Origin of the sequence: Ewingella sp. CoE-038-23, assembly GCF_040419245.1 — a bacterium.
Classification (GTDB): domain Bacteria; phylum Pseudomonadota; class Gammaproteobacteria; order Enterobacterales; family Enterobacteriaceae; genus Ewingella; species Ewingella allii.
Map to the genome: position 1 here is coordinate 1,834,004 of NZ_JAZHOH010000001.1, position 24,393 is coordinate 1,858,396.

Here is a 24,393-nt window from a genome sequence, read left to right on the forward strand (position 1 = left end):
TTCTCTCCCTGTAGGCTGCTGCATGAGTCTGCTTCGCCCAGCAATTATCATGCCGGGCGAAGCAGATTTTATATCTTATGGGGCTTAGCCAAATAAATAGCGGTTGACGAGATTCTCTAGTTTTTCTTGTTGACCACTCTGATGAGCCGGAGCTAACTGATGCTGCTGAGCAAACTGGGACAATGCTTCAAGAGACATCTTGCCCTGCAAAATTTGCTGACCAAACTCAGCATTCCAGCCGGCGTAACGCTGGGCGACGTGCTTGTCCAACTCGCGACTTTCCACCATTTTAGCCGCCACTTTTAGTGCGAGCGCCATGGTGTCCATCGCGCCAATATGACCGTAAAACAGATCGTATTTGTCATTGCTTTGGCGACGCACTTTGGCATCAAAGTTCAGGCCGCCGGTGGTAAAACCGCCAGCCTTAATGATTTCATACATGACCAGCGCATTCTCTTCCACGCTGTTAGGGAATTGGTCGGTATCCCAGCCCGACTGTGGGTCGCCGCGGTTGGCATCAACGGAGCCAAAAATTCCCAGCGCGATCGCATTGGCAATCTCATGATGGAACGAGTGGCCGGCAAGGGTCGCGTGGTTGGCCTCCACGTTAACTTTAACCTCTTTCTCCAGGCCAAACTGTTTCAGGAAGCCATACACCGACGCCACGTCAAAATCATACTGATGCTTGGTGGGCTCTTGCGGTTTTGGCTCAATAAGCAACGTGCCCTGAAAACCGATTTTATGTTTGTGCTCAACGACCAGCTGCATAAAGCGTCCAATTTGCTCGCGCTCTTGGCGTAAGTCGGTATTCAGCAGGGTTTCATAGCCTTCGCGGCCCCCCCAAAGCACATAGTTTTCGCCCCCGAGTTTTTGGGTCGCTGCCATCGCATTGCACACCTGCGTTGCTGCCCAAGCGAACACTTCTGGGTCGGGGTTGGTCGCCGCCCCCGCGCCGTAGCGTGGATGAGAAAAGCAGTTCGCGGTTCCCCACAGTAGCTTAACGCCGGTGCTCTCCTGTTTGCTGGCTAATACGTCAGTCATCACCGCGAGATTATGGGCATACTCCTTGATGGTCGCGCCTTCAGGGGAGACATCCACGTCGTGGAAACAGTAGTAAGGAACATTCAATTTTTGGAAAAATTCGAAAGCGACGTCTGCTTTGCCTTTTGCCAGTTCCAGAGCCTCTCCCGGCTGCTGCCAAGGGCGGTCAAATGCCCCCAGACCGAACATATCAGAGCCGTTCCAGCAGAAGGTATGCCAGTAACAGGCCGCAAACCTTAGATGTTCTGCCATGGTTTTACCCAAAATGACTTCATTGGGATTGTAATGGCGGAATGACAAAGGATTGGTGCTGTTGATTCCCTCGTAGCGAACCGCGTCAAGCTTGTCGAAATAAGCGTGCATTGAAAACTCCTTGGAAACTGGCCCAGATCGGCTGGGAAGTGAGTTTTAATCTTCGGAGTTGAACGCCTTGCTAACAATTACGTTATTTCACACTCAAATTAACTTAATTATTAAATGTGCTGTAGATCGCATAAATAAGCAGATCGGGACGATTTATTTTCAGGAGTTACGTGATGTCACGTAAATAAATTGAGCGAAGTGCAGCTCCTTACCATAAAACTATGACATCCATCAAACATTCGGAAAGAAACTAAAAAACATAACGCGGCGATTAAAATCTGCAATTGCCGAAGTGAGGGTCAGAGACAACAATTCCACGGCGACAATAACTCTTCATTGATGAGCAATCTTTGGTGGTTAAGCCAGAGCTTCTCCTTTTCAGCCTCGATATAAAAAAGGTCTTAGAAGATGAAAATGAAAAAAATCTTACTTACAGCCTGTGCCGCAATGTTGTTTATCAGCCACGCTGGTATCGCTAAAGAAATTAAAATTGGCATGGCTATCGATGACTTACGATTAGAACGCTGGCAGAAAGATAGGGATATATTTGTTGCCAAGGCGAAAACATTGGGTGCGGATGTTTTTGTACAATCGGCCAATGGTAATGAAGAAACACAGATGGCGCAGATTGAAAATATGATCAATCGCGGCGTGGATGTCTTAGTGATTATTCCCTATAACGGCGAAGTATTGAGTAATGTTATTGCCGAGGCGAAGCGAGAAGGGATCAAGGTTCTGGCTTATGATCGCATGATCAATAATGCTGATATCGATTTTTATATTTCGTTTGATAATGAAAAAGTGGGCGAACTGCAAGCACAAAGTCTGGTCCAGCGAGTGCCTCAAGGTAACTATTTCCTTATGGGAGGATCGCCTGTCGATAACAATGCCAAGCTGTTCCGAGCAGGGCAGATGAAGGTGCTTAATCCATTAATCAAAGAGGGTAAAATTAAGGTTGTTGGCGACCAGTGGGCAGATGGATGGCTACCGGAAAACGCGCTGAAAATTATGGAAAACGCATTGACTGCCAATAACAATAAAATTGATGCCGTTGTAGCCTCTAACGATGCCACGGCAGGCGGTGCTATTCAGGCGCTTTCTGCCCAGGGGCTGGCAGGTAAAGTAGCGATTTCAGGTCAAGATGCCGACCTTGCCGCGATAAAACGTATTCAAGCCGGCACGCAAACTATGACGGTTTATAAACCTATCACCAAGTTAGCGGATAAGGCCGCTGAAATTGCCGTTCAGTTAGGCAAAGATGAGAAACCGGCGTCCAATGCCACCTTAAGTAATGGCAAGAAAGAGGTGCCTTCCTATTTGTTAACCCCTATTCAAGTTGATAAAGAAAATATCGACTCAACCGTGATTGCCGATGGCTTCCATAAAAAGTCGGAACTTAATTGATATTGAGTTAATGGTTTTTGCCATCAATGGGACTCGCTCGGCATTCGACGGTTTTACTGTCTGAATGTCCGAGCAATGCGAGGTAACTCATGCCTGTATTATCGGAAAAAAGCTGTCTGCTGGAAATGCGACACATCACCAAAAAATTTGGTCAGGTTAAAGCCGTCGATAATATTAGTCTTAAGCTAGATTCCGGCGAAGTGCTTTCTCTTTGTGGGGAAAATGGTTCCGGAAAATCAACCTTAATGAAAGTGCTATGCGGTATTTATCCTTATGGTAGCTATGAGGGAGAGATCTATTTCTCCGGCGAGCCGCTATTAGCCAAAGGCATTCGTGAGACAGAACAGAAAGGCATCGCGATTATCCATCAGGAATTAGCGCTAGTGAAGCAGATGAGCGTGCTGGAAAATATGTTCCTTGGTAACGAGTGGGGCAAGTTCGGCTTCCTCGATACCGACCAGATGTATTTACGCTGTCGGCGGATGTTAGCCCAGGTTAAATTAAACATTGATCCTCATACGTTGGTGGGAGAATTAGGTCTTGGGCAGCGCCAACTGGTTGAAATTGCCAAGGCGCTCAACAAGCAAGTGCGTCTGCTGGTTCTGGATGAGCCAACCGCCTCGCTCACTGAGAGTGAGACGGAAATCTTATTAGATATCATCCGCGATTTACGCAATCACGACATCGCTTGCATTTATATTTCGCACAAACTGAATGAGGTGAAGTCAATCTCCGACAGGCTTTGCGTCATCCGTGATGGGCAACATATTGCCACGCGGGATGCAGCCGGAGTCACGGAGCAGGAGATTATTGCGATGATGGTCGGCAGAGAGTTGACCGAACTCTTCCCTGAGCGCCAGAGGCGGATTGGCAAAGAGGTGCTGCGCGTATCGCAGCTAACCGCCTGGCATCCGATTAACCGTCACATTAAGCGAGTGGATAACGTCAGTTTCCATCTGCATGCCGGAGAAGTATTGGGCATTGCAGGGCTAGTGGGGGCTGGACGTACTGAAATAGTGGAGTGCCTATTTGGGGTTTATCCGGGGCGCTGGCAGGGCGAAGTGACCATTGCCGGCAAGGTTGCCCACATCAACAACTGCCGTGATGCGATGCGACTGGGATTAGCCATGGTGCCGGAAGACCGCAAACGCGACGGCATCGTGCCGGTTATGGCGGTAGGCAGCAACATCACTCTGGCGGCACTGGATAATTTCACCGGCGGCGGCGTGATCCACGAAGCCAATGAACAGCAGACCATCCGGCAGTCGGTGCGCCAACTGAACATCAAATCTTCCTCTTCCGAATTGGCAATTGGTCGTCTGAGTGGCGGCAATCAGCAAAAAGCGATTTTGGCCCGCTGCCTGTTACTCAACCCCAAAATCCTCATTCTCGATGAGCCGACGCGCGGTATCGATGTCGGCGCAAAACATGAGATTTATAAATTGATCGGTCAACTGGCGGCAGAGGGTATGGCAATCATTGTTATCTCTTCCGAACTGCCAGAGGTGTTGGGGTTAAGCGACAGGGTGCTGGTGATGCATCTTGGCCAGTGCAAGACCTGTCTGGATAACCATAATTTGACCCAGCAACAAGTGATGGAAGCCGCCTTAAGGAGTGAAGTTAATGTCTAAAATATCCCCGCCAGTCACTGGCGAAACGGCTAATCAATCAGCAGGGTTTTCACTGCATCGCCTTAAGAATATAAACCTGCAGGTCTATGTCATGCTCGCCGCTATTGCGGTGATTATTGTGTTCTTTTCAATCACTACCGATGGCGCCTACATCAGTTCACGTAACATCTCCAACCTGCTGCGCCAAACAGCTATCACCGGGATTTTGGCCGTGGGAATGGTGTTCGTCATTATCTCAGCGGAGATTGATCTCTCCGTCGGCTCAATGATGGGCTTACTCGGCGGCGTGGCGGCCATTTTTGATGTCTGGCTGGGATGGCCGTTGCCGTTAACCATTGTCGTCACGCTACTACTAGGATTGCTGCTTGGTGCATGGAATGGCTGGTGGGTCGCCTACCGCAAAGTCCCATCGTTTATTGTCACGCTAGCGGGAATGCTGGCATTCCGTGGCATCTTAATTGGTATCACCAGTGGGACCACGGTAGCACCGACCACGCCGCAAATGTCGCTGATTGGTCAAAGCTATCTGTCAAATGGCCTGGGTTTTGGAGTTGGCGTGGTGGCACTGGTGCTGTTTATTGGTTTTCAGTGGCGTAAGCGTAATCAGCGGGCAGCGCTCGGTTTGCCGGTGACAGCGGCGAAAAACGATGTCACCCGACAGGCACTGACGGCGGTGATCGCTCTGGGCGCAGTCTTACTGTTGAATGAATATCGTGGCGTGCCGACCCCGGTGTTGATTCTGGTCGCGCTGATGCTGGGGGGGATGTTTATGGCTTCGCGCACGGCCTTTGGGCGGCGAATTTATGCTATCGGTGGCAATATCGATGCTGCAAGACTCTCCGGCGTTAATGTTGAGCGCAGCAAGTTGGCGGTCTTTGCTATTAACGGCCTGATGGTGGCGATTGCCGGTTTGATTCTCAGTTCACGCCTTGGCGCGGGTTCACCTTCGGCGGGTAACATTGCCGAACTGGATGCCATTGCTGCCTGCGTTATTGGCGGAACCAGCTTGGCTGGCGGGGTGGGCAGCGTCGCGGGGGCAGTGATGGGAGCTTTCATTATGGCTTCACTGGATAACGGCATGAGCATGCTGGATGTTCCCACCTTCTGGCAATATATCGTCAAGGGCGCGATTCTACTGCTGGCAGTATGGATGGACTCGGCCACCAAGCGGCGCGCATAAAGAGACTTATTCACGAGGCGGCTTATCTGAAAGGGGACAAATGGCGATTAAATCCAGTAAACATCACAAATTCTCACGCCGAAGGCGCGGATTTGTCGCGGTCATGTTATTGAGCTAACTCACTGTGCCCCATCTGTTTCTATACGCTGGGGCCCTCTCTTAACTATCTTTGGCTGAGATGGAAACGGCATGTTTGATAAGCGCTTTCGCATAACACTGCTATTCAACGCTAATAAAGTCTATGACCGGCAGGTGGTCGAAGGCGTCGGCGAGTATTTACAGGCGTCACAGTGCGATTGGGATATCTTTATTGAAGAAGATTTCCGTTGTCGTATCGATAACATCAAAGATTGGCTGGGGGATGGCGTTATTGCCGATTTTGACGATCGTGAAATAGAGCACATGCTGCACAATCTCAATGTGCCGACGGTGGGCGTGGGCGGTTCTTATCACCGCGAGGAGGATTATCCCCCCGTACACTACATCGCGACTGACAACTATGCGCTGGTGGAAGCCGCGTTTATGCACTTGAAAGAGAAGGGGATAAACCGTTTCGCCTTCTATGGCTTACCCGGCAGCGGCGGCAAGCGCTGGGCGCAAGAGCGAGAACACGCCTTCCGCCAACTGGTTGCGGCAGAGCAATACCAGGGCGTGGTCTATCAAGGGATGGAAACTGCGCCGGAGAACTGGCAGTACGCGCAGAACAGGCTGGCCGACTGGATACAAACTTTGCCCCAGCAGACGGGGATCATTGCCGTGACGGATGCACGCGCTCGCCATCTGCTCCAGGTGTGTGAACATCTGGATATCGCGGTGCCGGAGAAACTGAGCGTTATTGGCATAGATAATGAAGAGCTTACCCGTTACCTGTCGCGCGTCGCGCTGTCATCCGTGGTGCAAGGCACGCGACAGATGGGCTACCGGGCGGCCAAGTTACTTCACCAACTGCTGGATAAGCGAGAATTGCCGTTGCAGCGTATTTTGGTTCCGCCGGTAAAAGTGATGGCACGCCGCTCTACCGATTTTCGTTCTTTGCGTGACCCTGCCGTGATCCAGGCTATGCATTACATTCGCCACCACGCATGCAAAGGCATTAAGGTTGAGCAGGTGCTTGATGCAATTGGCATATCACGCTCAAACCTTGAAAAGCGTTTTAAAGATGAAACCGGCCAAACTATTCATGGCATTATTCATGATGAAAAGCTGGATAGGGCGCGGAACTTGCTGGCGGCAACCTCAATATCTATCAATGAGATCTCGCAAATGTGTGGCTATCCGTCATTGCAGTATTTCTACTCGGTATTCAAAAAAGGCTATGACATGACGCCGAAAGAGTATCGTGATAAGCATGGCGAAGTCCTTTATTGAGCCATAAAAAAGCCCCCGGGCACCGGGGGCAACATAAATCACAACTTGATCAATCTCAGGCCTTTTATGGCTCTTTGACTTCCTGATATCCGACAAGCATTAATGTGGCGTTTTTCCCACCTTCTTTGCTACTCATCGAAATGACTCTCCCCTGACGTTCACCGCCTACGATGTAGGAAATTTCAGTTTTACCTGCCGCCAGTGCGGCCCTGACGGGTTTGTCTACGGTCACATAACGGAACTGCTGGTTATTGTTCAGCTGCATACTGCCATCGGCGGTGTAATTGAATGGTGGTCGAGTGTTCCACGTCACGCTCTTTTCACTCCAGGCATTAGGATCCGTCGGATAGAAGAAGATATTTCTGACTGCGGAGTCGGTGGTATTGCCATCCCAGACGCGAATTTTATAGGTAAAGGTTACGCCCGGATAATCCTCCATATTGCTCGGGAGTGGCGGAATAGTGAATTTTAATAATGCCATACTCTGTTTATTCACATCTCGACCCGGAGGGTTCCAGTTGTCTTGAATTAACATAGTAGTTTGGTCATTAAAGTTTTTATCACTATCTTCCAAATTACTAATATAAGTATCTTCAATCACGTCGGTATAGCTATATGGAATATTCTTTCCACAATCCATCTTATAATTCATACAGCGTTCGGTCATGAATGTTGCGGCTTGGTCTGTCCATGCATTCATAAAATCACCGTGAGCTGTATAAGGGCTGCCCCAGCGAGGCGTTAATACGCCATCAACTATTGTAGGGTCCATCGATAACTCTATTTTACTCACATCCAGAGAAGTAATTTGTGGCAAGACGTAGGCGATGTTCATATTGACGGTGGCGAGTTTCACCGGATAATCCGTCGGGCATTGATTATTAGTACTATAAGTTGCGTTAATGACGTCGGCGCCCGCTTTGAGATTTTTTCCATCCCAACAGTTGGGGAAAGCAATGCCGATATTTAATTGCACGGCGTCACCGGCAGATCTCAGCCCGCAGATTTGGTCTGCCTTGTTGGTGTATCCAGTACCGTTGGCACATAAGAAGGTAATATGCGGATTTGGGCCGGTACCATCGTGGTCACCGGCTAAGAGTTGCAGCCCGTGTGGATAGGGGGTTAGCGGGTTGTTAATAACATCATTGGCCTGATAGTAGTTCTTCATATAGGACGGATGGACGATCCCACCATTGGGGAGTTTCATGGTGGGAACCCAATAGGCGGTGCTGTCCGCCGCGTTGTTGCAAGTCGTGCCTGACTTGGTTAATAAGATATCGGCGGTGGAAAAGGCGTTAGTAGAGCGATTGCCAAAAAAATCATGGGACATCGCCATACCAGGTTTGCCGAACATTAAAATCGGATCGTCAGATTTCATATGGCTAAAACTACAATCAACGTCGATTTGAGAATCTGCCGCAAGAGCAGGTACGGGGAGGAAAGCCGCTAGCCCGAATAAGCAGGGCAAAGTGGTCAATACTTTTCTCATGGGATATTCCTCAAAAATAATCAATGATGCACAAGAGAATAAATTGATGAGAGAAGTATTAGCGAAGTTAAATCATTTAGAGAACTTAAAATCTGCTTTCCTGTTATTAATGACAGCAGTCTATGCACTATATATGGGGTGACTAAGAAGTGGGTGGCGGAAGATAATTCTTGCAACGATCATTTATCGAAAAAATTATCTTCCTGTTCTTCTAATGCAGGTTTTTACAGCGTTATACTTAAGGGTGCATTACTTTCTGTCGGCTTAAAGAGGATGCCTTTATCACTTTCGCTGGTTGCGAAGTTTTCAACATAGCTAATCTTGTGAACATTACGCAGACAGAGACTCCAGTCTGTAGCTTCACCCTCAGCAGTAAAGATTATCTGCTCGCCTGAGCGGGTCGCCGTGAGGGTGAAAATCGTATTGCCGTGCAAATCGGTCAGCTTACTTTCGGCGGTGTGACCTTCATCCAGCTCGAAAAGGTGGAATTCTGGCGCAACGCTATAGTCATAATCTGGCTTCTGATTATTACTGCCTAACGCCAGCAGCGTATTAGGCCGCACATAGAGCGGCAGGCTGTCAAAGCCGTGCTGCTGGTGATGCCAGCGATTACCTTCTGCCACTTGGTTAGAGAGCAAGTGGGTCCAGCGGCCCGAAGGCAGATAGAAATCAACCTCTCCTTGTTCACTAAATACCGGGGCGATCAGCAGGTCATCGCCGAGCATATATTGGCGATCGAGATAGTCACAGGCCGGATCCTCAGGGAACTCAAGCATCATGGCGCGCATTACTGGCGTTCCATTGTTTGCTGCCTGAGTGGAGGCTGGATAAAGGTAAGGCATCAGTCTGCATTTGAGTTCAGTAAACAGGCGCAAGACGTCGCAGGCCTCTTCATCATAAACCCAGGGAACCCGATAAGACTTACTGCCATGCAATCGGCTATGGCTCGACAGCAGGCCAAAGGCGCACCAGCGCTTATAGATATGTGCAGGAGCCGTGTTTTCAAAACCGCCTACGTCATGACTCCAGAAACCAAAGCCGGACAGGCCGATGGATAGCCCTCCGCGTAAACTTTCCGCCATGGATTCATAGGTGGCGTAACAGTCGCCGCCCCAGTGAACAGGGAATTGCTGCGCTCCTACCGAGGCCGAACGTGCAAAAAGCACGGCTTCCGACGCGCCCAGTTTGTCTTGTAATGTTTCGTAGACCAGTTGGTTATAAACAAACGCATAGTGGTTGTGCATTTTCTGCGGATCACCGCCGTCATGCCACACCACGTCCGTGGGAATTCGCTCGCCAAAGTCAGTTTTGAAGCAGTCTACGCCCATGTCGATGAGCCGTTTTAGATGACCGGCATACCATGTGCAAACCTGTGGGTTAGTGAAATCAACAATGGCTTGACCAGGCTGCCATTTGTCCCATTGCCACACGCGTCCATCCGGGCGTTTTAATAAATAGCCGCGTTCTTTGCCTTCTTTAAACAAAGGAGATTTCTGCCCGATATAGGGATTAATCCATACGCAGATTTTTAATCCTTTCTTTTTAAGCCGGCGGAGCATGCCCTGTGGGTCCGGGAACACTTGCGGATCCCACTCAAAATCACACCATTGGAAGGCTTTCATCCAGAAGCAGTCAAAATGGAAAACGTGTAGCGGCAAGTTGCGCTCAGCCATGCCGTCAATAAAGCGATTCACCGTCTCTTCGTTATAGTTCGTGGTAAACGAAGTGGTCAGCCATAAGCCGAATGACCAGGCGGGAGGCAGTGCTGGTCGGCCGGTGAGCCGAGTATATCGGTCTAACACTTTTTTGGGCGTCGGACCGTCAATGACCAGGTATTCAAGGTATTCGCTTTCCACGCTGAACTGCACCTTCGACACTTTCTCGGAGGCGACTTCAAAGGAGACGGCTTCAGGGTGGTTCACCAGCACGCCATACCCGCGATTAGTGAGGTAAAAGGGAATGTTTTTGTAGGCTTGCTCGGTACTTGTGCCGCCATCGCGGTTCCAGGTTTCTACCGTCTGGCCATTCTTTACCAGTGCGGTAAAGCGTTCTCCCAGACCATAGACAGTTTCGCCGACGCCTAAATCCAGACGCTCCATAATGTAGTTTTTGCCATCACGGTTGTTCTGCACATAGCCATTGGATTTGGCTACGCTGCCGGTGATGCGCTTGCCGTGCCGCAGAAAGTCCAGCGACCAGTGCGGGCCTTTGGTCACGCGCACGCTGAGGTCGCCGCTGTGCAGCGCGCAATATTCCTCACCGTTTTCGAACCTGACGTCGTGCTGAGTTTCGACGTTGAGCGGATACTGCGGGCCGAGATCCAAACCGCCATCAAAATGGGTAATTCGTACCCCAATGACGCCATGCTGCGGGGAGAAGAAACGCAGCGTAAAGAGCGTCGTATCAAGCTGGTTGGCTCGCTCACTGGCTTCTCTCGGCGCGGCATATACTGTCATTTCTTGATCAGAAAACTGGACGTCCGACACATACAGTGGATGGGTTAGGACCAGTCCCTCTTGAATTAACCAGTTACCATCACTGATTTTCATTTTTCACTCTCCTTACTCTCATGATCCTGAGCCAATTTAAAATGTGGATTAATGTCTTACTTGAAAAATTCACGTTGATTACGGCGAATACCGCTGGCAACTTCGTCCAAAATGCGGCGTAAGAGTGGGGTGCGCAGGATGTAAAAGCGTTTACAGATAATGGCGCTTAGCAGATAACAGGCGGCGGGAACCAGAGTAAACAGAGCAATGATGCTGGTGAGGGTGCCGCCATTTTGGGTTGCTGCGCCGGACTGATATCCCGCACCGGCCAACACCCAGCCGATGAGCGCGCCAGCAAGGGCTAAACCGAGTTTTAATACAAACAGCGTCCCGGCAAAACTGATCCCCGTCAGGCGCTTACCGTCGTTCCATTCACCGTAATCTACGGTGTCAGACATCATTACCCACTGAATCGGCGTGACCAACTGGTGGAATACGCCAATCACAAAGATGAAGGCAAACATGGTGACGCTGGCGTGAATCGGCAGGAAGAACATGGCCGCACTGAGTACTGCTAAAATGGCGTTAGTCCACCAGAAGACGCTGACCTTACACTTCCAATCGGTCAGAGGTTTAGCCAGCGCGCTGCCGAAGAGGTTGCCCACCGAGTAGGCTCCGAGGAACCAGGCAAAGAGCACCGGATTGCCCAGAATGTAGGTGACGTAATACATCATGGCGCCGCCGCGAACGGCTACCGCCATGATGTTGAGAATGGTCAACAGGCCGACAATGCGCCATTGATCGTTATGCCAGATATCCCGGAGATCTTCGCGCATCGTGCCGGTCGGTTTACCTTCATCGCTGACGCGCTCTTTGGTGGTCGCAAAGCATATGGCAAGCATAACAATGGCCACCACCGCCAGTACCGCGATCCCGCCTTGAAAACCGAGCGCCTTATCCTCGCCACCGATCAATTGCACCAGCGGCATCATTAAGACGGTGCTCAGCATGCCACCGGCGGTGGCTAAAACGAACCGATAGGACTGCAACGAAATACGTTGAGTCGGATCGGCTGTTATAACGCCACCAAGGGCGCAATAAGGAATATTAACCACCGTGTACATTATCGTCAGCAAGGTATAAGTGACTGCGGCATAGACCATTTTTCCGGTCATGCTGAGATCGGGAGAAGAGTAGGCGAACACGCACACTATGCCGAAAGGTATGGCACCGAACAGCACGTAGGGGCGGAATTGTCCCCAGCGGGTGCGGGTTCTGTCGGCCAGTAACCCCATGCAAGGGTCGGAAATCGCATCCATCGCGCGGGCCAGCAAAAACAGCGTGCCCACGTATCCGGCGGGAATACCGAAAATGTCCGTATAGAAAAACATCATATAGAGCATGACGTTATCAAAAATAATGTGGCTAGCCGCGTCCCCTAAGCCGTATCCCACTTTTTCTTTTACCGAAAGAACCTCAGAAACCGATCGCACTTCAGAGCTCATAACGAGACGTCCATATCAACAATGTGAGCTTGCAGTTTTAATCCTTGTCGCGGGTATGGGCTATTGAGTTATTTACTTCTGAAATTACGTTTATTTATTTTTGTGATCGGGCAACAGAAAAACGGCTTAGGTTTGCAAAGTTGCGTTGTTTTGCTGCGAGGAAGCCCTGCTTTATGGCATTTGGCTCTATTCTTAATGGACGAAAAATAATCGAATGGAGATCTGATGAATACTCTTTTTCGCCCCACAGCGCTGTCCGTGCTGGCCGCATTGTTCCTCTCTCCCGCCTTTGCCGTGGATAAATCCCCAGAGTCGGTCCCTGAAGCCAACGCCAAGGTTGAAGAGCTGGCAGCGGGCTTGGATCATCCTTGGTCTTTGGCATTTTTGCCCGGCCAGCAGGCCGCATTAATCACCGAGCGTTCCGGGCAGTTGAGGATGTGGCGGGTTGATAAAGGCTTATCTAAGCCTTTGGCGGGAGTACCAAAAGTGTGGGTTGCAGGGCAGGCTGGGCTGTGGGATGTCCGTCTGGCGCCTGATTTCGCCAGTAGCCGCCGCGTCTACCTCAGCTTCGCGCAGCAGGGAGATAAGGGACAGGCCAATGCGGCATTGGGCTACGGGCGTCTGGCCGAGGATGGCAGCGGCCTGAAAGACTTCAAAACGATCTTTGTGCAACAACCGGCGTTGAGCAGCGGGATTAATCTCGGCGGCAGGCTGGCTTTTGATTCGCAGGGCAATATCTTCATGTCGACGGGAGATAACAACCAGCGGATGTCGGCCCAGCGGCTCGATAGCCTCAAGGGTAAAATCCTACGCCTGACCCCTGAAGGCGGCATTCCGCAAGATAATCCTTTGGTGAATAAGCCAGCGGCCAAGGGGGAAATCTGGACTTATGGCAATCGCAATGCGCAAGGTTTAGCCATTAATCCCTGGAGTCACGCGCTGTGGGAGACAGAGCACGGACCGCGCGGCGGGGATGAAGTCAATCTGCCGCAAGCAGGCAAAAACTACGGCTGGCCGCTGGCGACCTACGGCATAAACTATTCAGGGCAGCCGATACCCGAGGCCAAAGGAACCCATCTTAACGGGGCGGAGGACCCGCTCTACTATTGGCCGGTATCGCCGGCGCTGAGTGGCATGGCGTTTTACAACGCGTCTAAATTCCCGCAGTGGGATCACTCACTATTTATTGGCGCGTTGGCGGGGAAATCCTTGATTAGGTTGACGTTACAGGGTAACAAAATCATCGCGGAAGAGCGTCTGTTAAGCGAGCGTAATGAGCGTATTCGCGAGGTGCGGCTGGGGGAAGATGGCTATATCTACGTGTTGACCGATGAAAGTAATGGCAAGTTGCTGAAGGTTGCGCCGGGAGCCTAGGGCGAAAATGGCCGGAGCTGTCTCCGGCCAGAAGCATATTAAGTTAATGCGATCATCACGTGCTGCTGATACGCCGCGCGTTGAGTAAGCTGTTGGTACCAGCGCTCAACGTGTGGGTGCTTTTGGCGCTCAATATCCAAATTGAACCACGCATAGGCTAAACAGCCCAGCGGGATATCCCCCAAGCCAAACTGTTCCCCGGATAACCATTTTTGCTTCGCCAGCACCTCGTCGAGCGTGGCCCAGGCCTTCTCAAAAGCCGCCATGCCGGTAGCGATAACCTGCGCATCGCGCTGTGCTTCAGGCGTGCGGATCAGGCTGACATAGACCTGCCGGAAGGGGATCGCCAGCGTGCCGCTGGCCCAGTCCAGCCATTTATCGGCAGAAGCGCGCTGTTGGGCATTTGCCCCCCAGAACTCAGGCTGCGCGGAGCGCTCCGCCAGATAGCGCAGAATGGCATTGGATTCCCACAGCACGAAGTCGCCGTCCTGCAAGCAAGGGACTAAGCCATTGGGATTGAGCGCCAGAAAACTGGCTTCGGTGTTTTTGCCATATTGGCCACCGGCGTTGATCAGCTGATATTGCTCACCAAGCTCATCCAACAGCCACAACACTTTCTTCACATTGGTCGAATTTTCACGACCCCAGACCGTTAACATGGTGATGACTCCTACAAGTAAATAAGCAATGCGGCTCAGCTGTGAAAACGCGTCCAAAGAGAGATCAACAGCCAGGCGGCTACCGTCCAGCACAAAACGCCGCCGAGCAAGGCATAGGGCAGTTTCATTGAGCCGACGAAGAAATAGAGGGCAATCAGGTAGACCATGTAAGGGATCACGGCCCACAGCCCGAAGATGGTGGTAGTGCGTAACGCTTCAATGCTGCGTTCAGTGCCGACAATATAGTGGGCTATCAGCGCAAATGTGGGAAATAGAGGTAATAATCCTGCGATATAGTAGTTTTTGGTTTTCGACAATAAGCCTATTGCCACGACCATTAGCGCACCAATCAGCGCTTTTATGAGCAGACCCATCTTTTATTTCCTATCGTATTACCGCGCTATGTTGAGAGTCCATTGCGGGTAAGCACTTTATAGTTATCGTCAATAATCAATGCCGTGGCACAAACTTGCCCGAGTCACATTATCTGGTCAAGAGGCGCGATGAGAATAAATATTGCGCAGCAAAATGCAACAAAGCTTAAAAATCGCGACTATTCTAACAATCTTTACATTGCAACGGTTTCATCGCCGCGCATAAAACGGTAGGTTTTAGTCTCGGCGAACGTTTCACTTTTCAGGCGTAAATCTGTTTGAAAGATAAGATAAATTTCAGTTACATGGACAAAAGCGCTGATAACCTATGACAATTTCTCCTAAATTCCAACGGACCTTCCTATGCGCGCTCGGCGGCGGCGTTATGCTGCTAGCGCTTCCTGCTGCACAAGCAGATACCAACCCCGTAGCCCCGCAGATTAACGCGAAATCTTGGGTATTAATGGACTATAACAGCGGCAAAGTGCTGACTGAGTCCAACCCCGATGCCCGTCTTGACCCGGCCAGCCTGACCAAAATTATGGTCAGCTATGTGGTGGGTCAGGCGATTAAATCTGGCAAAGTCACTCCTGATGACATGGTTTCAGTTGGGCAGGATGCCTGGGCGACCGGCAACCCGGTGCTGCGCGGCTCCTCGCTGATGTTCCTCAAGCCGGGCGACAAGGTGCCGGTTTCCGAGCTGAACAAAGGGATCGTGATTCAATCGGGTAACGACGCCAGCATTGCCTTGGCTGATTACATTGCCGGAAGCCAAGACTCTTTCGTCAGCCTGATGAACCGCTATTCGCAGCAGCTCAAGTTAGATAATACTCATTTCAAAACCGTCCACGGTCTTGATGCAGACGGGCAGTACAGCTCGGCGAAAGACATGGCGCTGCTGTCTCAGGCGCTGATCCGTGATACGCCGGACGAATACGCGCTGCACAAAGAAAAAGAATTCACCTTCAACCATATTCGCCAGATTAACCGTAACCGTCTGTTATGGAGCAGCAGTCTCAACGTTGACGGCATCAAAACCGGCTATACCTCCGGCGCGGGTTATAACCTGGTTTCTTCGGCCAGTGACCCAAGCGGCATGCGCCTGATTGCCGTGGTGATGGGCGCGCCAAGTGACCGTATTCGTTTTAGCGAAAGCGAAAGCCTGCTGACCTGGGGTTTCCGTTTCTTTGAAACGCTGACGCCGATTAAAGCGGGTAATGCTTTCACCACCCAGCGCGTGTGGTTCGGCGAGGAGAAAATGGTGCCGCTGGGCGTGGCGGAAGACGCATCTTTGACCATGCCAAAGGGCCAGCTCAAAAACCTTAAGGCCAGCTTCAATCTGACCAACAAAGAGTTGGAAGCCCCGCTTAGCAAGAATCAGGTGGTGGGAACGGTTGATTTTAGCCTCGACGGCAAAGTCATCGACTCACGCCCGCTGGTGGCGTTGCAGGAAGTGAAAGAGGGCGGCTTCTTCAGCCGTATCTGGGATTTCGTGATGATGAAAATCACCGGCCTGTTTGGTTCTATTTTCGGCAAATAATTTGATCATTGTCTGTAATTAAAAGGCCCGGCATGAGTATGCCGGGCCTTTTGTTTTCGTGTCTTGTGACGCGTCGCGATAAGAGATTACTCGCGAACCCAGCCTTTACGGATGAGCAGGGCAAAGCTAAAGCGATAGAGCTTGTCTAAGCCTGCTGAGATCTGCTCGCCATACAGGTTCCACACCAGCTGCGAGAACAGACAACCCACCATGCCGACCAACAGGCCGCCGAGCATATCCAACGGCCAGTGTACCCCGAGGTAAACGCGTGACCAGGCAATGCCGAGGGCGGTGACGATTAACAGCGCGCCGGACCACAGGCGATGCCAGAACAGGAAAGCAATCGCAAAGGTGAAAATCGCGGTGCCGTGGTCGCTAGGGAAGGAATCATCGGGCGCGTGATGCAGGAAGTTATAGCCAAAGCCTTCAACGAACGGACGTGCGTGCGGGAATAGCATCGATAAGGTTTTTGCGCAGCTCATTGAGAACAACAGTGCGATAACGGTTTTTGTCACCAAGGTACGCTGGAAAACGATATGTTCGCGGTGACCCCATAGCCAAAGCCCAATAATGAGCATCGGCACAATCATAATCATGTCATTGGCCATAAAAGTGGCAAATTTGATCAGCGCGGGCGGGGAGTCTGGCGTGGCGTTAATCCAGGTAAATAAAAGATGGTTTAATTGCTCCATGCTTGGTACCCCAGCACGGTTTTTTGTTCACTTTGAATCTGCAAAATCACTACCCTCATCATCATTGGAGTCAGCCAAATAGGCGGCTGAAAATGTTCTAGTAACTTACTGACCATAATTCCAAAATTCGGTTCAACGTTAGTTTGAGTTAAGCGCTGGGTAAAGGGGGATCGTCTGAATATCCCAATTTCATTGAGCTACGGTATAGGTTCAGAGTGAAATCAGTTTATGGAGTGAAAATTAAGAAATCCTTAAGCCGGGGGAGGACGAGCCTCCCGACTTAAACAGTCTGAAAATGGTGATGAGGTAGGAAAGAGCGTGTTTTTTAATGCAGTGAGTGATTAACGCGGTTTTTGCGCGGCGAGCAGGAACATCATTGGGCGTTCGGTCTCTTCTTGCAGAGCGGGCGTGCTGGCCAATTGCTCGGCAGAAGGACCCCATTCATCAAGCTGGGTGATAATAAATCCACTTTTAATCAGCAAGTTAATGTAAGTCGCCAGTTTGCGATGCTGTTTGACAACCCCTTCGGCAAACCAGTTTGTGACGCGTTCGCCTTCCCGCTGATAGCCGTCTATGGGCCAGGTTTTCTGCCCGCTGGTGGTCGTTAGCCAACCCGGTTGCGCCGGTGCGGTGAAAATTGGGTGCTCGGCTGAAAAGACAAAATGCCCGCCCGGAACCAGAGATTGATACACCTGGTCAAACAGCCCTGAGAGGTTTTGCAGGTAGTGCAGCGCCAGAGAACTGTAGGCCAAAGAGTATGTTTCAGCCGGTAATCTCAGCTGATCCAAGTCTTCACGGCGATATTCAATACCAGAATCAGCCGTCATACTGCGGGCCTTTTCCAGCATCTTTGCAGAAATATCTAACCCTAAGACCTGCGCCGCCCCCTGTTCGCGCATATTGCGGCAGAACCAGCCATAACCACAACCGAGGTCAACCACTTTTGCCCCGCGAAGGTCGGGCAGCATGGCTTTTAGGGCAGGCCATTCCGGCGCGCCGTCTAAACCATGAATCGAACGGTTAAGTTGTGAATAACCCTCGAAAAATTGCTGATCGTCATAAATGTTTTGAGCCATATTAATGCTTCCTTTAAAACGTTATCCTGTGCCGTATAGGCCCACATAGTGTAATGAAAAAAGTCCGGGAGAAAAACGTTTGGAGATTCGACAGGCGGTACTGGCTGAGATTGAGCCACTTCGGCAGCTAGGGATTTCAACTTATCGCCACTATTTTGGCGCGTTGTGGCAAAGCCCGGCGGAGCTTGAGGCGTTTCTGGAAAGTGACTTCTCCCTTGAGATTCTCACCGCAGGGTTTAGCGATCCGCAGCAACAGTGGTGGGTGGCTTGTGAAGAGGGGCGACTGCTGGGGTTTGCCAAAGTGCACGACCAGCAGACGCTGCCGGAGAGCGAACAGCGCGGTGCTATGCTTTGTAAACTCTATCTGCAGCCTGGCGCGAAATCCCGGGGGCTGGGCTCGCTTTTGTTCAACCACGTTGAGCAACAGGCAAAAAACCGCCAGCAGAACTTACTTTGGTTGACCGTGTTGCAAAGCAATACTGCCGCTATCGCATTTTATCAACGTCAGGGCATGGTGATTCATCGTGAATCCGCCTATGTGACGCAGACGCAAATCACGCCGCTGTGGACAATGAAAAAGGAATTAGGATGAGAAGGAAGGCGCAATGGTCAGAGTAAAACTGGGCGGGCTGTTTATCACGCTGGCAGAGAATGAAGAGATCCCCGCGGATGAAGAGCTTTACGAGCATTACACCTACATTATTCGCTCCCAGCCGCGCGGTTTTGAGATCCTGCGCTACGATCCTTATGCTGGCTGGAAACGCAAACCCGACCGTTGGTTCTCGACCGGGCACAATGCCTTTGTCTTTGCCTACGAGTCTTACGTTGAAGAGTGGAATCAGGTCGATGGCCGTATCGGCGGGCCTTCTCAGACCGTCAATCGCATCATTTAGGCCATCACCAGGAGCGCCCGTGGATCACCCTTCAGCAGACAAGATTATCGATTTATACCAGCGTAACAGTGATTATTGGGATGATATTCGCGGCAAACAGCTTTTCGAGTTGCCCTGGCTCGAGCGCTTTCTCAACCTGCAACCCGCCGTAGCCGACATTCTGGACATCGGCTGTGGCTCCGGCAAGCCGATAGCTCAGTTCTTTGTCGAGCAAGGGCATCAAGTTACGGGCGTCGACTCCTCTGAGGCGATGATTGCCCTCTGTCGCCAGCGTTTTCCTGCCCATCACTGGCAATTGGCCGATATGCGGCAGCTTGCACTTGGGCAGAAATTTGATGGCATTCTGGCGTGGGACAGTTTTTTTCATCTTAAACGCGACGATCAGCGTGGGATGTTTGCCCTCTTTGAGCAGCACGCCAAACCCAACGCGGCACTGATGTTTACCAGCGGCCCCGCCAACGGCGAGGCGATTGGCGAATTCAATGGCGAAACTTTGTATCACGCCAGTTTAGCCCCAGAAGAGTACCGCCAACTGTTAGCTGATCACGGTTTCCGCGTAGTGAAAACCATAGCTGAAGACCCTGAATGCGGCGGCCACACCATTTGGCTTGCGCAGGCATTCCAGCCTTGAAATCTAACACATAGAGCATTAATAAATAATCACCAATGGTTATGTAAATTAATGCTTTTAAAAATTATATAAATTATCTTCATAATAAAATCATGCAGATGTGTTTTTATTCCGTTCACTAGCACCTCTTACACATTGCATTTGTTAAACCATGGTCTAATTTTTAATCAGGTGCCGGCATCATGCATAAGCCGCTCACCTACATAGCCCGTATTTAATAGCTCTGGCTTAATCATTCAACTGCAATAAGGGTATATTCATGAAAGAAAACAGAGAATTGCGCGAATTGTCTATGGACGAAGTTGATGCTGTAAGTGGTGGTGGATTGATCGGTGATTTGCTGGGTAACGTGGGTCAAATTGTGACGCCAGTACCGATTGTCGGCCCGATTTTGGGCGGAATTTTAGGTACCATTGGCGGCAAGTTCCCTCTGTAACTTTCCCAAAAGTATTTGAAGAAGCCCCGTTTATCGGGGCTTTTGTATTGGTCCAATCTCAGATAACGACTAAGCTAAGCCAACTGATTTTCAGGCCGGAGCAAAGCATGACCTTCGATTGGCATAGCGCACCTTTATCCCGCGGCACGGTGATAGATAACCACTATAAAAACACCCAAAACGTACGCCGTTTTCTCACTCAGGAGTGCGGGGAAAACTTCAAATTCGACAGAGACTTTATGGCTTGGATCCGCAGCGGCGCAGCTAAGAATCTGGGCGACGTGGTGGATGAGTGGGTTAGGCGGGATGAGGGAAGTACAAAAGAAAAAACCCGATAATCTTGAACCTAAACAGGCGGGATTATCGGGCTCTCCAAAGTGGGGACTTCAAAGAAAAGCAGTGGCATTAATTAAGACTGCCTTTCCTGAACAAAGTTCGTTCAATGCTGCAAAAATCTAAAAAAATTATTGATTTTTTTAACGCGCATTGCGAATCAATGGGTTACATCAGCCTCCCGGCCAGACAATCACTATCAAGGTACCTGCCAAGGTCAGCAATACGTTAGCGATGGCGTAGGTTCCGGCATAACCGAGGGCTGGAATGTTGCTGCGCGCGGTGTCGCTGATGATCTCCATGGCCGGTGCGCAGGTGCGCGCCCCCATGATGGCGCCGAACAGCAGCGCGCGGTTCATGCGCAGCACGTAAGCACCGAAGATAAAGCAGATAACCACCGGCACCAGACTGACGATTAACCCTGAAATCAGCATCTGGCCGCCAATCGCGCCCAGACCTTGGTTGATCCCCGCACCGGCACTCAGGCCTACTCCGGCCATAAATACCATCAGGCCGAATTCCTTCACCATGTTCAACGCGCCCTGCGGGATATAGCCGAAAGTAGGGTGGTTGGCTCGTAAGAAGCCGAGCATGATCCCGGCGAACAGCAGCCCGGCGGCGTTGCCGACGCCAAAACTGAAGTTCTTAAATTGGAAGGTGATTAGGCCAATCATCAGGCCAAGAATAAAGAAGGCGCAGAAGGCCAGCAGGTCGGTGACCTGACTGTGAATCGAGATAAACCCAATGCGATCGGCCACGGCTTTCACGCGACGCGCGTCACCACTGACCTGCAACACGTCGCCCTTGTTGAGCACGATGCTGTCGTCGATCGGCATCTCAATCTGGCTGCGGATAACGCGGTTTAAGAAGCAGCCGTGGTCGGTCAGGTTCAGTTGGCTCAGGCGTTTGCCCACCGCGCTGCTGTTCTTCACCACCACTTCTTCAGTCACAATGCGCATGTCCAGCAGGTCGCGGTCAAAGACTTCTTTACCGTTACGGAAGCTTGGATCAAGGCGCGAGTGGGCGTCAGGGTAGCCAACCAGCGAGATATCGTCGCCCACTTGCAATACGGCATCGCCATCCGGCGTCGCCAAAATGCCGTTACGGCGAATACGCTCGATGTAGCAGCCCGTCTGGCGATAAATACCCAGCTCGCGCAGGTTCTTGCCATCGGCCCATGCCACCAACTCTTGACCCACGCGATACGCGCGGATCACCGGCAGGTAAACCTTGCGCTTGCTGTCAGTGTCGAGGCCGCGCTCGCGGGCGATCTGTTGTGCGCTGGTTGGCAGGTCCTGGTGCTGTAATTTGGGCAGATAGCGCGCGCCAAAAATCAGGCTCACCAGGCCGATTAAGTAGGTCAGGGCATAGCCAAGGCTCAGGTTATCCAGTTCCGGACCGAGCATTTTACTGCCGCCGAGGGTGTTCCTGAGAGTATCTCCCGCCCCCACCAGAACCGGCGTGGAGGTCATAGAGCCAGCCAGCATACCGGCGGTCAGCCCAATGTCCCACCCAAATAGCCGCCCAAGTCCCAGCGCGAGGAGCATCGCCGTGCCGACCATCACCAGCGCCAGCATCAGGTAATTTTTACCGTCGCGGAAGAAAATGGAGAAAAAGTTCGGACCCGCTTCAACCCCGACGCAAAAAATAAACAGCATGAAACCGAGATTGAGCGCCTCAGTGTTAATGCTGAAATGTTGTTGGCCGAGAAGCAGGGAAACGACTAATACGCCTATAGAATTTCCGAGTTGGACCGAGCCCAATCGTACTTTTCCCAGACAAAGTCCGAGCGCTAAAACTACAAATAATAACAGGATGTAATTCCCGTTTAACAAACTAGCGACGTTTATGTTCACAAGGATAACTTATTGTTTACCAACAAATTCTTGATATAAGGGGTTGTAAGGGATAAATTCAATTGCATTATATTTTAACCGTTTATTCTAAGGCTAAGGATATTAACGATCACTAAAACAACGCAATTTAGCGCGTTATTTTAGTCATAGATTGTTCATTCAGCCAGATAAAAGCGGGTGTTAGCATCTTTTAAGCATGTTTTGTGTTGCACAGGCAGTGCAGCTTAGCAGGGGAACTGCGGGGCGGGGACGAATTGACTCAATTTTGTTGTCGCTTATGAGCAAAACTTTAAGGAGGAAGTACTGATGCATCTGCGTTCGCGCGTCGGACCTATCATTTGTTGCGTGCTTTTCACGCTGATTTTTGTCTTACTGAAAACGGAAGTGATTGTGGTTCGCCACATTACCCCGGGTCCGGAATATGGCCTGCTGCTGTTTATTTTTCCCGGCATCATCACTGCTCACCTTGTGCAGCGGTCGGCGCTATTTTATGCCTTTCTCGGTGCGCTGCTTGCCATTCCGGTGTGTTACTTGCTGCGCATTGTCTACTTCGTACGCGTGCGTACTTTTGTACAAGAGATGGCTTATGCCGGTAGCGCCATTTTCTGGTGTGTGATGGGCGCGCTGTTTTACCTGCTGATTCGGGCCATCGTGCTGCATATGACCAAAGAGTAGTGTGAAAGAAGCTAAAAAATAAAGGCGCTCATTGAGCGCCTTTTTGCTGTGTAGACTTTGCCACGTCTCAGTCAAATTAAGACTGGAACAGAGCCAGATGTTCTTTAGCGTAAGCTTCGAAATCTGTGCAACCACCAATGTGGGTGGAGTCAATGAAGATTTGTGGAACAGTTTCAACCGGCTTACCGACAGTTTTTTCCAAATCGGCTTTTGAAATGCCTTCAGCGTGGATATCAACATAACGGAAATTGAAATCATCACGTTCTTCAGTCAGTTTTTCAGCCAACTCTTTTGCACGTACACAATAAGGACACGCCGGGCGCCCGAAAATCACTGCAAACATGGAGACTCCTTGATTTTTTAATGCCAGTAAAATGAATAAGTTAAAGTGTGATGCATTTTTATTTTGTTAACTGCATCACCTTTTGATATCGGTACTATGCCTGTTACGCACGTCAAAAAACAGTAGGATTTACCTGTCAGTTTGATGCACTGCGCCTATCAGGCCGACGAACAAACGGGTTTATCACCTTTTTTCTGCCCTAAAAAAACGCTGCGTTTTGTTACAGCATTTGGGGTTAATGGACTTGCAAAGCCGTGAGCTAGCATCAATGATTGTCGGCTATTAGGCTTTTATCTTGTTTTCGTTCAAGGATTTCCCATGACCCCCACGATTGACCTCCTGCGCTCCCACCGTTCTATTCGTTCTTTTACCGACCAGCCGATCACCGATGAGCAGCGCGAAGCCATTCTTAGCGCGGCTCAGGGCGCATCGACTTCAAGCTTTTTGCAGTGTTCGTCAATCATTCGCATTACCGATCCCGCGCTGCGTGAGAAGCTGGTGGAATTCACCGGCGGGCAGAAATATGTCGCCAGCGCCGCCGAATTTTGGGTTTTCTGCGCCGACTTTAATCGCAATCAACAAATCAATCCGCAGGCCGAGCTAGGGTTAGCTGAGCAGCTGCTGCTGGGCTGCGTGGACACCGCGCTGCTGGCGCAAAACGCCATGACGGCGGCGGAGTCACTCGGGTTGGGCGGGGTGTTTATCGGCGGTATCCGTAATCAGGTTGAAGAGGTGATTGGCCTGCTGAAGCTGCCGAAGTTTGTCATGCCGCTGTTCGGTATGTGTATCGGCCATCCGGCGCAGGATCATCAGGTGAAGCCGCGTATGCCGCAATCTATGCTAGTGCACGAAAACAGCTATCAGCCGCTCAACCCCCAAACCTTGGCGGAGTATGATGAGCAGCTGGCCGCCTATTACTTGCAGCGTGACAGCAATGCGCGTCGCGATACCTGGAGCGATTTGATTATCCGCACGCTGAAAAAAGAGCAGCGCCCACACATGCTGGCTGCTTTGCACAAGCAGGGCTGGGCAACGCGCTAA

Annotated in this window: 23 protein-coding genes; 13 read left to right on the forward strand and 10 right to left on the reverse strand. The window is 50.8% G+C overall.

The features are described from left to right. Nucleotides 1-84: 84 nt before the first annotated feature. Entirely contained in the window at nt 85-1,404 is a 1,320-nt protein-coding gene (gene xylA / locus V2154_RS08630; RefSeq protein WP_353501877.1) for a xylose isomerase, read from the reverse strand. 408 nt (nt 1,405-1,812) lie between these two features. Between xylA and xylF the strand changes: the two genes are divergently transcribed. The 4 genes from xylF (at nt 1,813) to xylR (ending at nt 6,987) form a co-directional block, all read left to right on the forward strand. Beyond that, nucleotides 1,813-2,808, forward strand: a complete 996-nt coding sequence (gene xylF / locus V2154_RS08635) for a D-xylose ABC transporter substrate-binding protein (protein WP_353501878.1) — start codon at nt 1,813-1,815, stop codon at nt 2,806-2,808. A gap of 89 nt (nt 2,809-2,897) precedes the next feature. Next, complete coding sequence (locus V2154_RS08640; protein ID WP_353501879.1) at nt 2,898-4,439, forward strand: xylose ABC transporter ATP-binding protein; 1,542 nt, start codon at nt 2,898-2,900, stop codon at nt 4,437-4,439. Beyond that, entirely contained in the window at nt 4,432-5,619 is a 1,188-nt protein-coding gene (locus V2154_RS08645) for a sugar ABC transporter permease (RefSeq protein WP_353501880.1), read from the forward strand. Before V2154_RS08640 ends, V2154_RS08645 begins: the two co-directional genes overlap by 8 nt. A gap of 189 nt (nt 5,620-5,808) precedes the next feature. After that, nucleotides 5,809-6,987, forward strand: a complete 1,179-nt coding sequence (xylR, locus tag V2154_RS08650; RefSeq protein ID WP_353501881.1) for a D-xylose utilization transcriptional activator XylR — start codon at nt 5,809-5,811, stop codon at nt 6,985-6,987. A gap of 64 nt (nt 6,988-7,051) precedes the next feature. On the opposite strand, the gene V2154_RS08655 is transcribed toward xylR, so the two are convergent. The 3 genes from V2154_RS08655 to V2154_RS08665 form a co-directional block, all read right to left on the reverse strand. Next, on the reverse strand, nt 7,052-8,476 hold the full coding sequence (locus V2154_RS08655) for a CBM96 family carbohydrate-binding protein (RefSeq protein WP_353501882.1): 1,425 nt from the start codon (nt 8,474-8,476) through the stop codon (nt 7,052-7,054). 224 nt (nt 8,477-8,700) lie between these two features. Continuing rightward, nucleotides 8,701-11,025 carry an alpha-xylosidase gene (gene yicI, locus V2154_RS08660; protein WP_353501883.1) on the reverse strand — a complete coding sequence of 775 codons (2,325 nt, stop codon included), beginning with the start codon at nt 11,023-11,025 and terminating at the stop codon, nt 8,701-8,703. A gap of 56 nt (nt 11,026-11,081) precedes the next feature. Continuing rightward, the gene (locus V2154_RS08665; protein ID WP_353501884.1) at nt 11,082-12,470 is read right to left on the reverse strand and encodes a glycoside-pentoside-hexuronide family transporter; all 1,389 of its coding nucleotides are present in this window, start codon (nt 12,468-12,470) and stop codon (nt 11,082-11,084) included. 225 nt (nt 12,471-12,695) lie between these two features. On the opposite strand from V2154_RS08665, the gene V2154_RS08670 reads away from it, so the two are divergent. Further along, entirely contained in the window at nt 12,696-13,844 is a 1,149-nt protein-coding gene (locus V2154_RS08670) for a PQQ-dependent sugar dehydrogenase (RefSeq protein WP_353501885.1), read from the forward strand. 38 nt (nt 13,845-13,882) lie between these two features. Here V2154_RS08670 and V2154_RS08675 read toward each other — a convergent pair whose 3' ends face one another. Together V2154_RS08675 and V2154_RS08680 are read right to left on the reverse strand one after the other, a co-directional pair. Beyond that, on the reverse strand, nt 13,883-14,503 hold the full coding sequence (locus V2154_RS08675; protein WP_353501886.1) for a glutathione S-transferase family protein: 621 nt from the start codon (nt 14,501-14,503) through the stop codon (nt 13,883-13,885). Nucleotides 14,504-14,538: 35 nt separating this feature from the next. Then, entirely contained in the window at nt 14,539-14,877 is a 339-nt protein-coding gene (locus V2154_RS08680) for a GlpM family protein (protein ID WP_353501887.1), read from the reverse strand. A gap of 328 nt (nt 14,878-15,205) precedes the next feature. On the opposite strand from V2154_RS08680, the gene V2154_RS08685 reads away from it, so the two are divergent. Next, nucleotides 15,206-16,417 carry a serine hydrolase gene (locus V2154_RS08685; protein WP_353501888.1) on the forward strand — a complete coding sequence of 404 codons (1,212 nt, stop codon included), beginning with the start codon at nt 15,206-15,208 and terminating at the stop codon, nt 16,415-16,417. An 86-nt stretch (nt 16,418-16,503) separates the two neighbouring features. Here the strand turns inward: V2154_RS08685 and ybjG are convergent, their stop codons facing one another. After that, entirely contained in the window at nt 16,504-17,109 is a 606-nt protein-coding gene (gene ybjG / locus V2154_RS08690) for an undecaprenyl-diphosphate phosphatase (RefSeq protein ID WP_353501889.1), read from the reverse strand. Between the two features lie 341 nt (nt 17,110-17,450). After that, nucleotides 17,451-18,185 (reverse strand): class I SAM-dependent methyltransferase, encoded by a 735-nt coding sequence (locus V2154_RS08695; protein ID WP_353501890.1) that lies wholly within the window; start codon nt 18,183-18,185, stop codon nt 17,451-17,453. A 79-nt stretch (nt 18,186-18,264) separates the two neighbouring features. Here V2154_RS08695 and V2154_RS08700 point away from each other — a divergent pair, with 79 nt between their 5' ends. The 5 genes from V2154_RS08700 to V2154_RS08720 all read left to right on the forward strand — a co-directional run bounded on the left by V2154_RS08700 (nt 18,265) and on the right by V2154_RS08720 (nt 20,483). After that, entirely contained in the window at nt 18,265-18,777 is a 513-nt protein-coding gene (locus V2154_RS08700; RefSeq protein ID WP_353501891.1) for a GNAT family N-acetyltransferase, read from the forward strand. A 13-nt stretch (nt 18,778-18,790) separates the two neighbouring features. Then, nucleotides 18,791-19,078, forward strand: a complete 288-nt coding sequence (locus tag V2154_RS08705; protein WP_353501892.1) for a hypothetical protein — start codon at nt 18,791-18,793, stop codon at nt 19,076-19,078. A 19-nt stretch (nt 19,079-19,097) separates the two neighbouring features. Continuing rightward, nucleotides 19,098-19,709 (forward strand): class I SAM-dependent DNA methyltransferase, encoded by a 612-nt coding sequence (locus tag V2154_RS08710; RefSeq protein WP_353501893.1) that lies wholly within the window; start codon nt 19,098-19,100, stop codon nt 19,707-19,709. A 259-nt stretch (nt 19,710-19,968) separates the two neighbouring features. Then, entirely contained in the window at nt 19,969-20,145 is a 177-nt protein-coding gene (locus V2154_RS08715; protein ID WP_353501894.1) for a hypothetical protein, read from the forward strand. A 107-nt stretch (nt 20,146-20,252) separates the two neighbouring features. After that, nucleotides 20,253-20,483, forward strand: a complete 231-nt coding sequence (locus tag V2154_RS08720; RefSeq protein WP_353501895.1) for a DUF6434 domain-containing protein — start codon at nt 20,253-20,255, stop codon at nt 20,481-20,483. A 168-nt stretch (nt 20,484-20,651) separates the two neighbouring features. Here the strand turns inward: V2154_RS08720 and V2154_RS08725 are convergent, their stop codons facing one another. After that, a complete protein-coding gene (locus V2154_RS08725) occupies nt 20,652-22,334 on the reverse strand; it encodes an aspartate:alanine antiporter (RefSeq protein ID WP_353501896.1) in 1,683 nt (560 codons plus the stop codon). 306 nt (nt 22,335-22,640) lie between these two features. On the opposite strand from V2154_RS08725, the gene ybjM reads away from it, so the two are divergent. Next, nucleotides 22,641-23,009: an inner membrane protein YbjM gene (gene ybjM / locus V2154_RS08730; protein WP_353501897.1), complete on the forward strand. Its 369-nt coding sequence runs from the start codon at nt 22,641-22,643 to the stop codon at nt 23,007-23,009. A gap of 76 nt (nt 23,010-23,085) precedes the next feature. On the opposite strand, the gene V2154_RS08735 is transcribed toward ybjM, so the two are convergent. Then, the gene (locus tag V2154_RS08735) at nt 23,086-23,352 is read right to left on the reverse strand and encodes a GrxA family glutaredoxin (protein WP_034790052.1); all 267 of its coding nucleotides are present in this window, start codon (nt 23,350-23,352) and stop codon (nt 23,086-23,088) included. Nucleotides 23,353-23,670: 318 nt separating this feature from the next. On the opposite strand from V2154_RS08735, the gene nfsA reads away from it, so the two are divergent. After that, nucleotides 23,671-24,393 (forward strand): oxygen-insensitive NADPH nitroreductase, encoded by a 723-nt coding sequence (gene nfsA / locus V2154_RS08740; RefSeq protein WP_353501898.1) that lies wholly within the window; start codon nt 23,671-23,673, stop codon nt 24,391-24,393.

Coding starts and splice junctions, on each gene's coding strand:
- xylA (WP_353501877.1), bottom strand. CDS start 1,404: ATGCACGCTTATTTCGACAAGCTTGACGCGGTTCGCTACGAGGGAATC.
- xylF (WP_353501878.1), top strand. CDS start 1,813: ATGAAAATGAAAAAAATCTTACTTACAGCCTGTGCCGCAATGTTGTTT.
- V2154_RS08640 (WP_353501879.1), top strand. CDS start 2,898: ATGCCTGTATTATCGGAAAAAAGCTGTCTGCTGGAAATGCGACACATC.
- V2154_RS08645 (WP_353501880.1), top strand. CDS start 4,432: ATGTCTAAAATATCCCCGCCAGTCACTGGCGAAACGGCTAATCAATCA.
- xylR (WP_353501881.1), top strand. CDS start 5,809: ATGTTTGATAAGCGCTTTCGCATAACACTGCTATTCAACGCTAATAAA.
- V2154_RS08655 (WP_353501882.1), bottom strand. CDS start 8,476: ATGAGAAAAGTATTGACCACTTTGCCCTGCTTATTCGGGCTAGCGGCT.
- yicI (WP_353501883.1), bottom strand. CDS start 11,025: ATGAAAATCAGTGATGGTAACTGGTTAATTCAAGAGGGACTGGTCCTA.
- V2154_RS08665 (WP_353501884.1), bottom strand. CDS start 12,470: ATGAGCTCTGAAGTGCGATCGGTTTCTGAGGTTCTTTCGGTAAAAGAA.
- V2154_RS08670 (WP_353501885.1), top strand. CDS start 12,696: ATGAATACTCTTTTTCGCCCCACAGCGCTGTCCGTGCTGGCCGCATTG.
- V2154_RS08675 (WP_353501886.1), bottom strand. CDS start 14,503: ATGTTAACGGTCTGGGGTCGTGAAAATTCGACCAATGTGAAGAAAGTG.
- V2154_RS08680 (WP_353501887.1), bottom strand. CDS start 14,877: ATGGGTCTGCTCATAAAAGCGCTGATTGGTGCGCTAATGGTCGTGGCA.
- V2154_RS08685 (WP_353501888.1), top strand. CDS start 15,206: ATGACAATTTCTCCTAAATTCCAACGGACCTTCCTATGCGCGCTCGGC.
- ybjG (WP_353501889.1), bottom strand. CDS start 17,109: ATGGAGCAATTAAACCATCTTTTATTTACCTGGATTAACGCCACGCCA.
- V2154_RS08695 (WP_353501890.1), bottom strand. CDS start 18,185: ATGGCTCAAAACATTTATGACGATCAGCAATTTTTCGAGGGTTATTCA.
- V2154_RS08705 (WP_353501892.1), top strand. CDS start 18,791: ATGGTCAGAGTAAAACTGGGCGGGCTGTTTATCACGCTGGCAGAGAAT.
- V2154_RS08715 (WP_353501894.1), top strand. CDS start 19,969: ATGAAAGAAAACAGAGAATTGCGCGAATTGTCTATGGACGAAGTTGAT.
- V2154_RS08720 (WP_353501895.1), top strand. CDS start 20,253: ATGACCTTCGATTGGCATAGCGCACCTTTATCCCGCGGCACGGTGATA.
- ybjM (WP_353501897.1), top strand. CDS start 22,641: ATGCATCTGCGTTCGCGCGTCGGACCTATCATTTGTTGCGTGCTTTTC.
- V2154_RS08735 (WP_034790052.1), bottom strand. CDS start 23,352: ATGTTTGCAGTGATTTTCGGGCGCCCGGCGTGTCCTTATTGTGTACGT.
- nfsA (WP_353501898.1), top strand. CDS start 23,671: ATGACCCCCACGATTGACCTCCTGCGCTCCCACCGTTCTATTCGTTCT.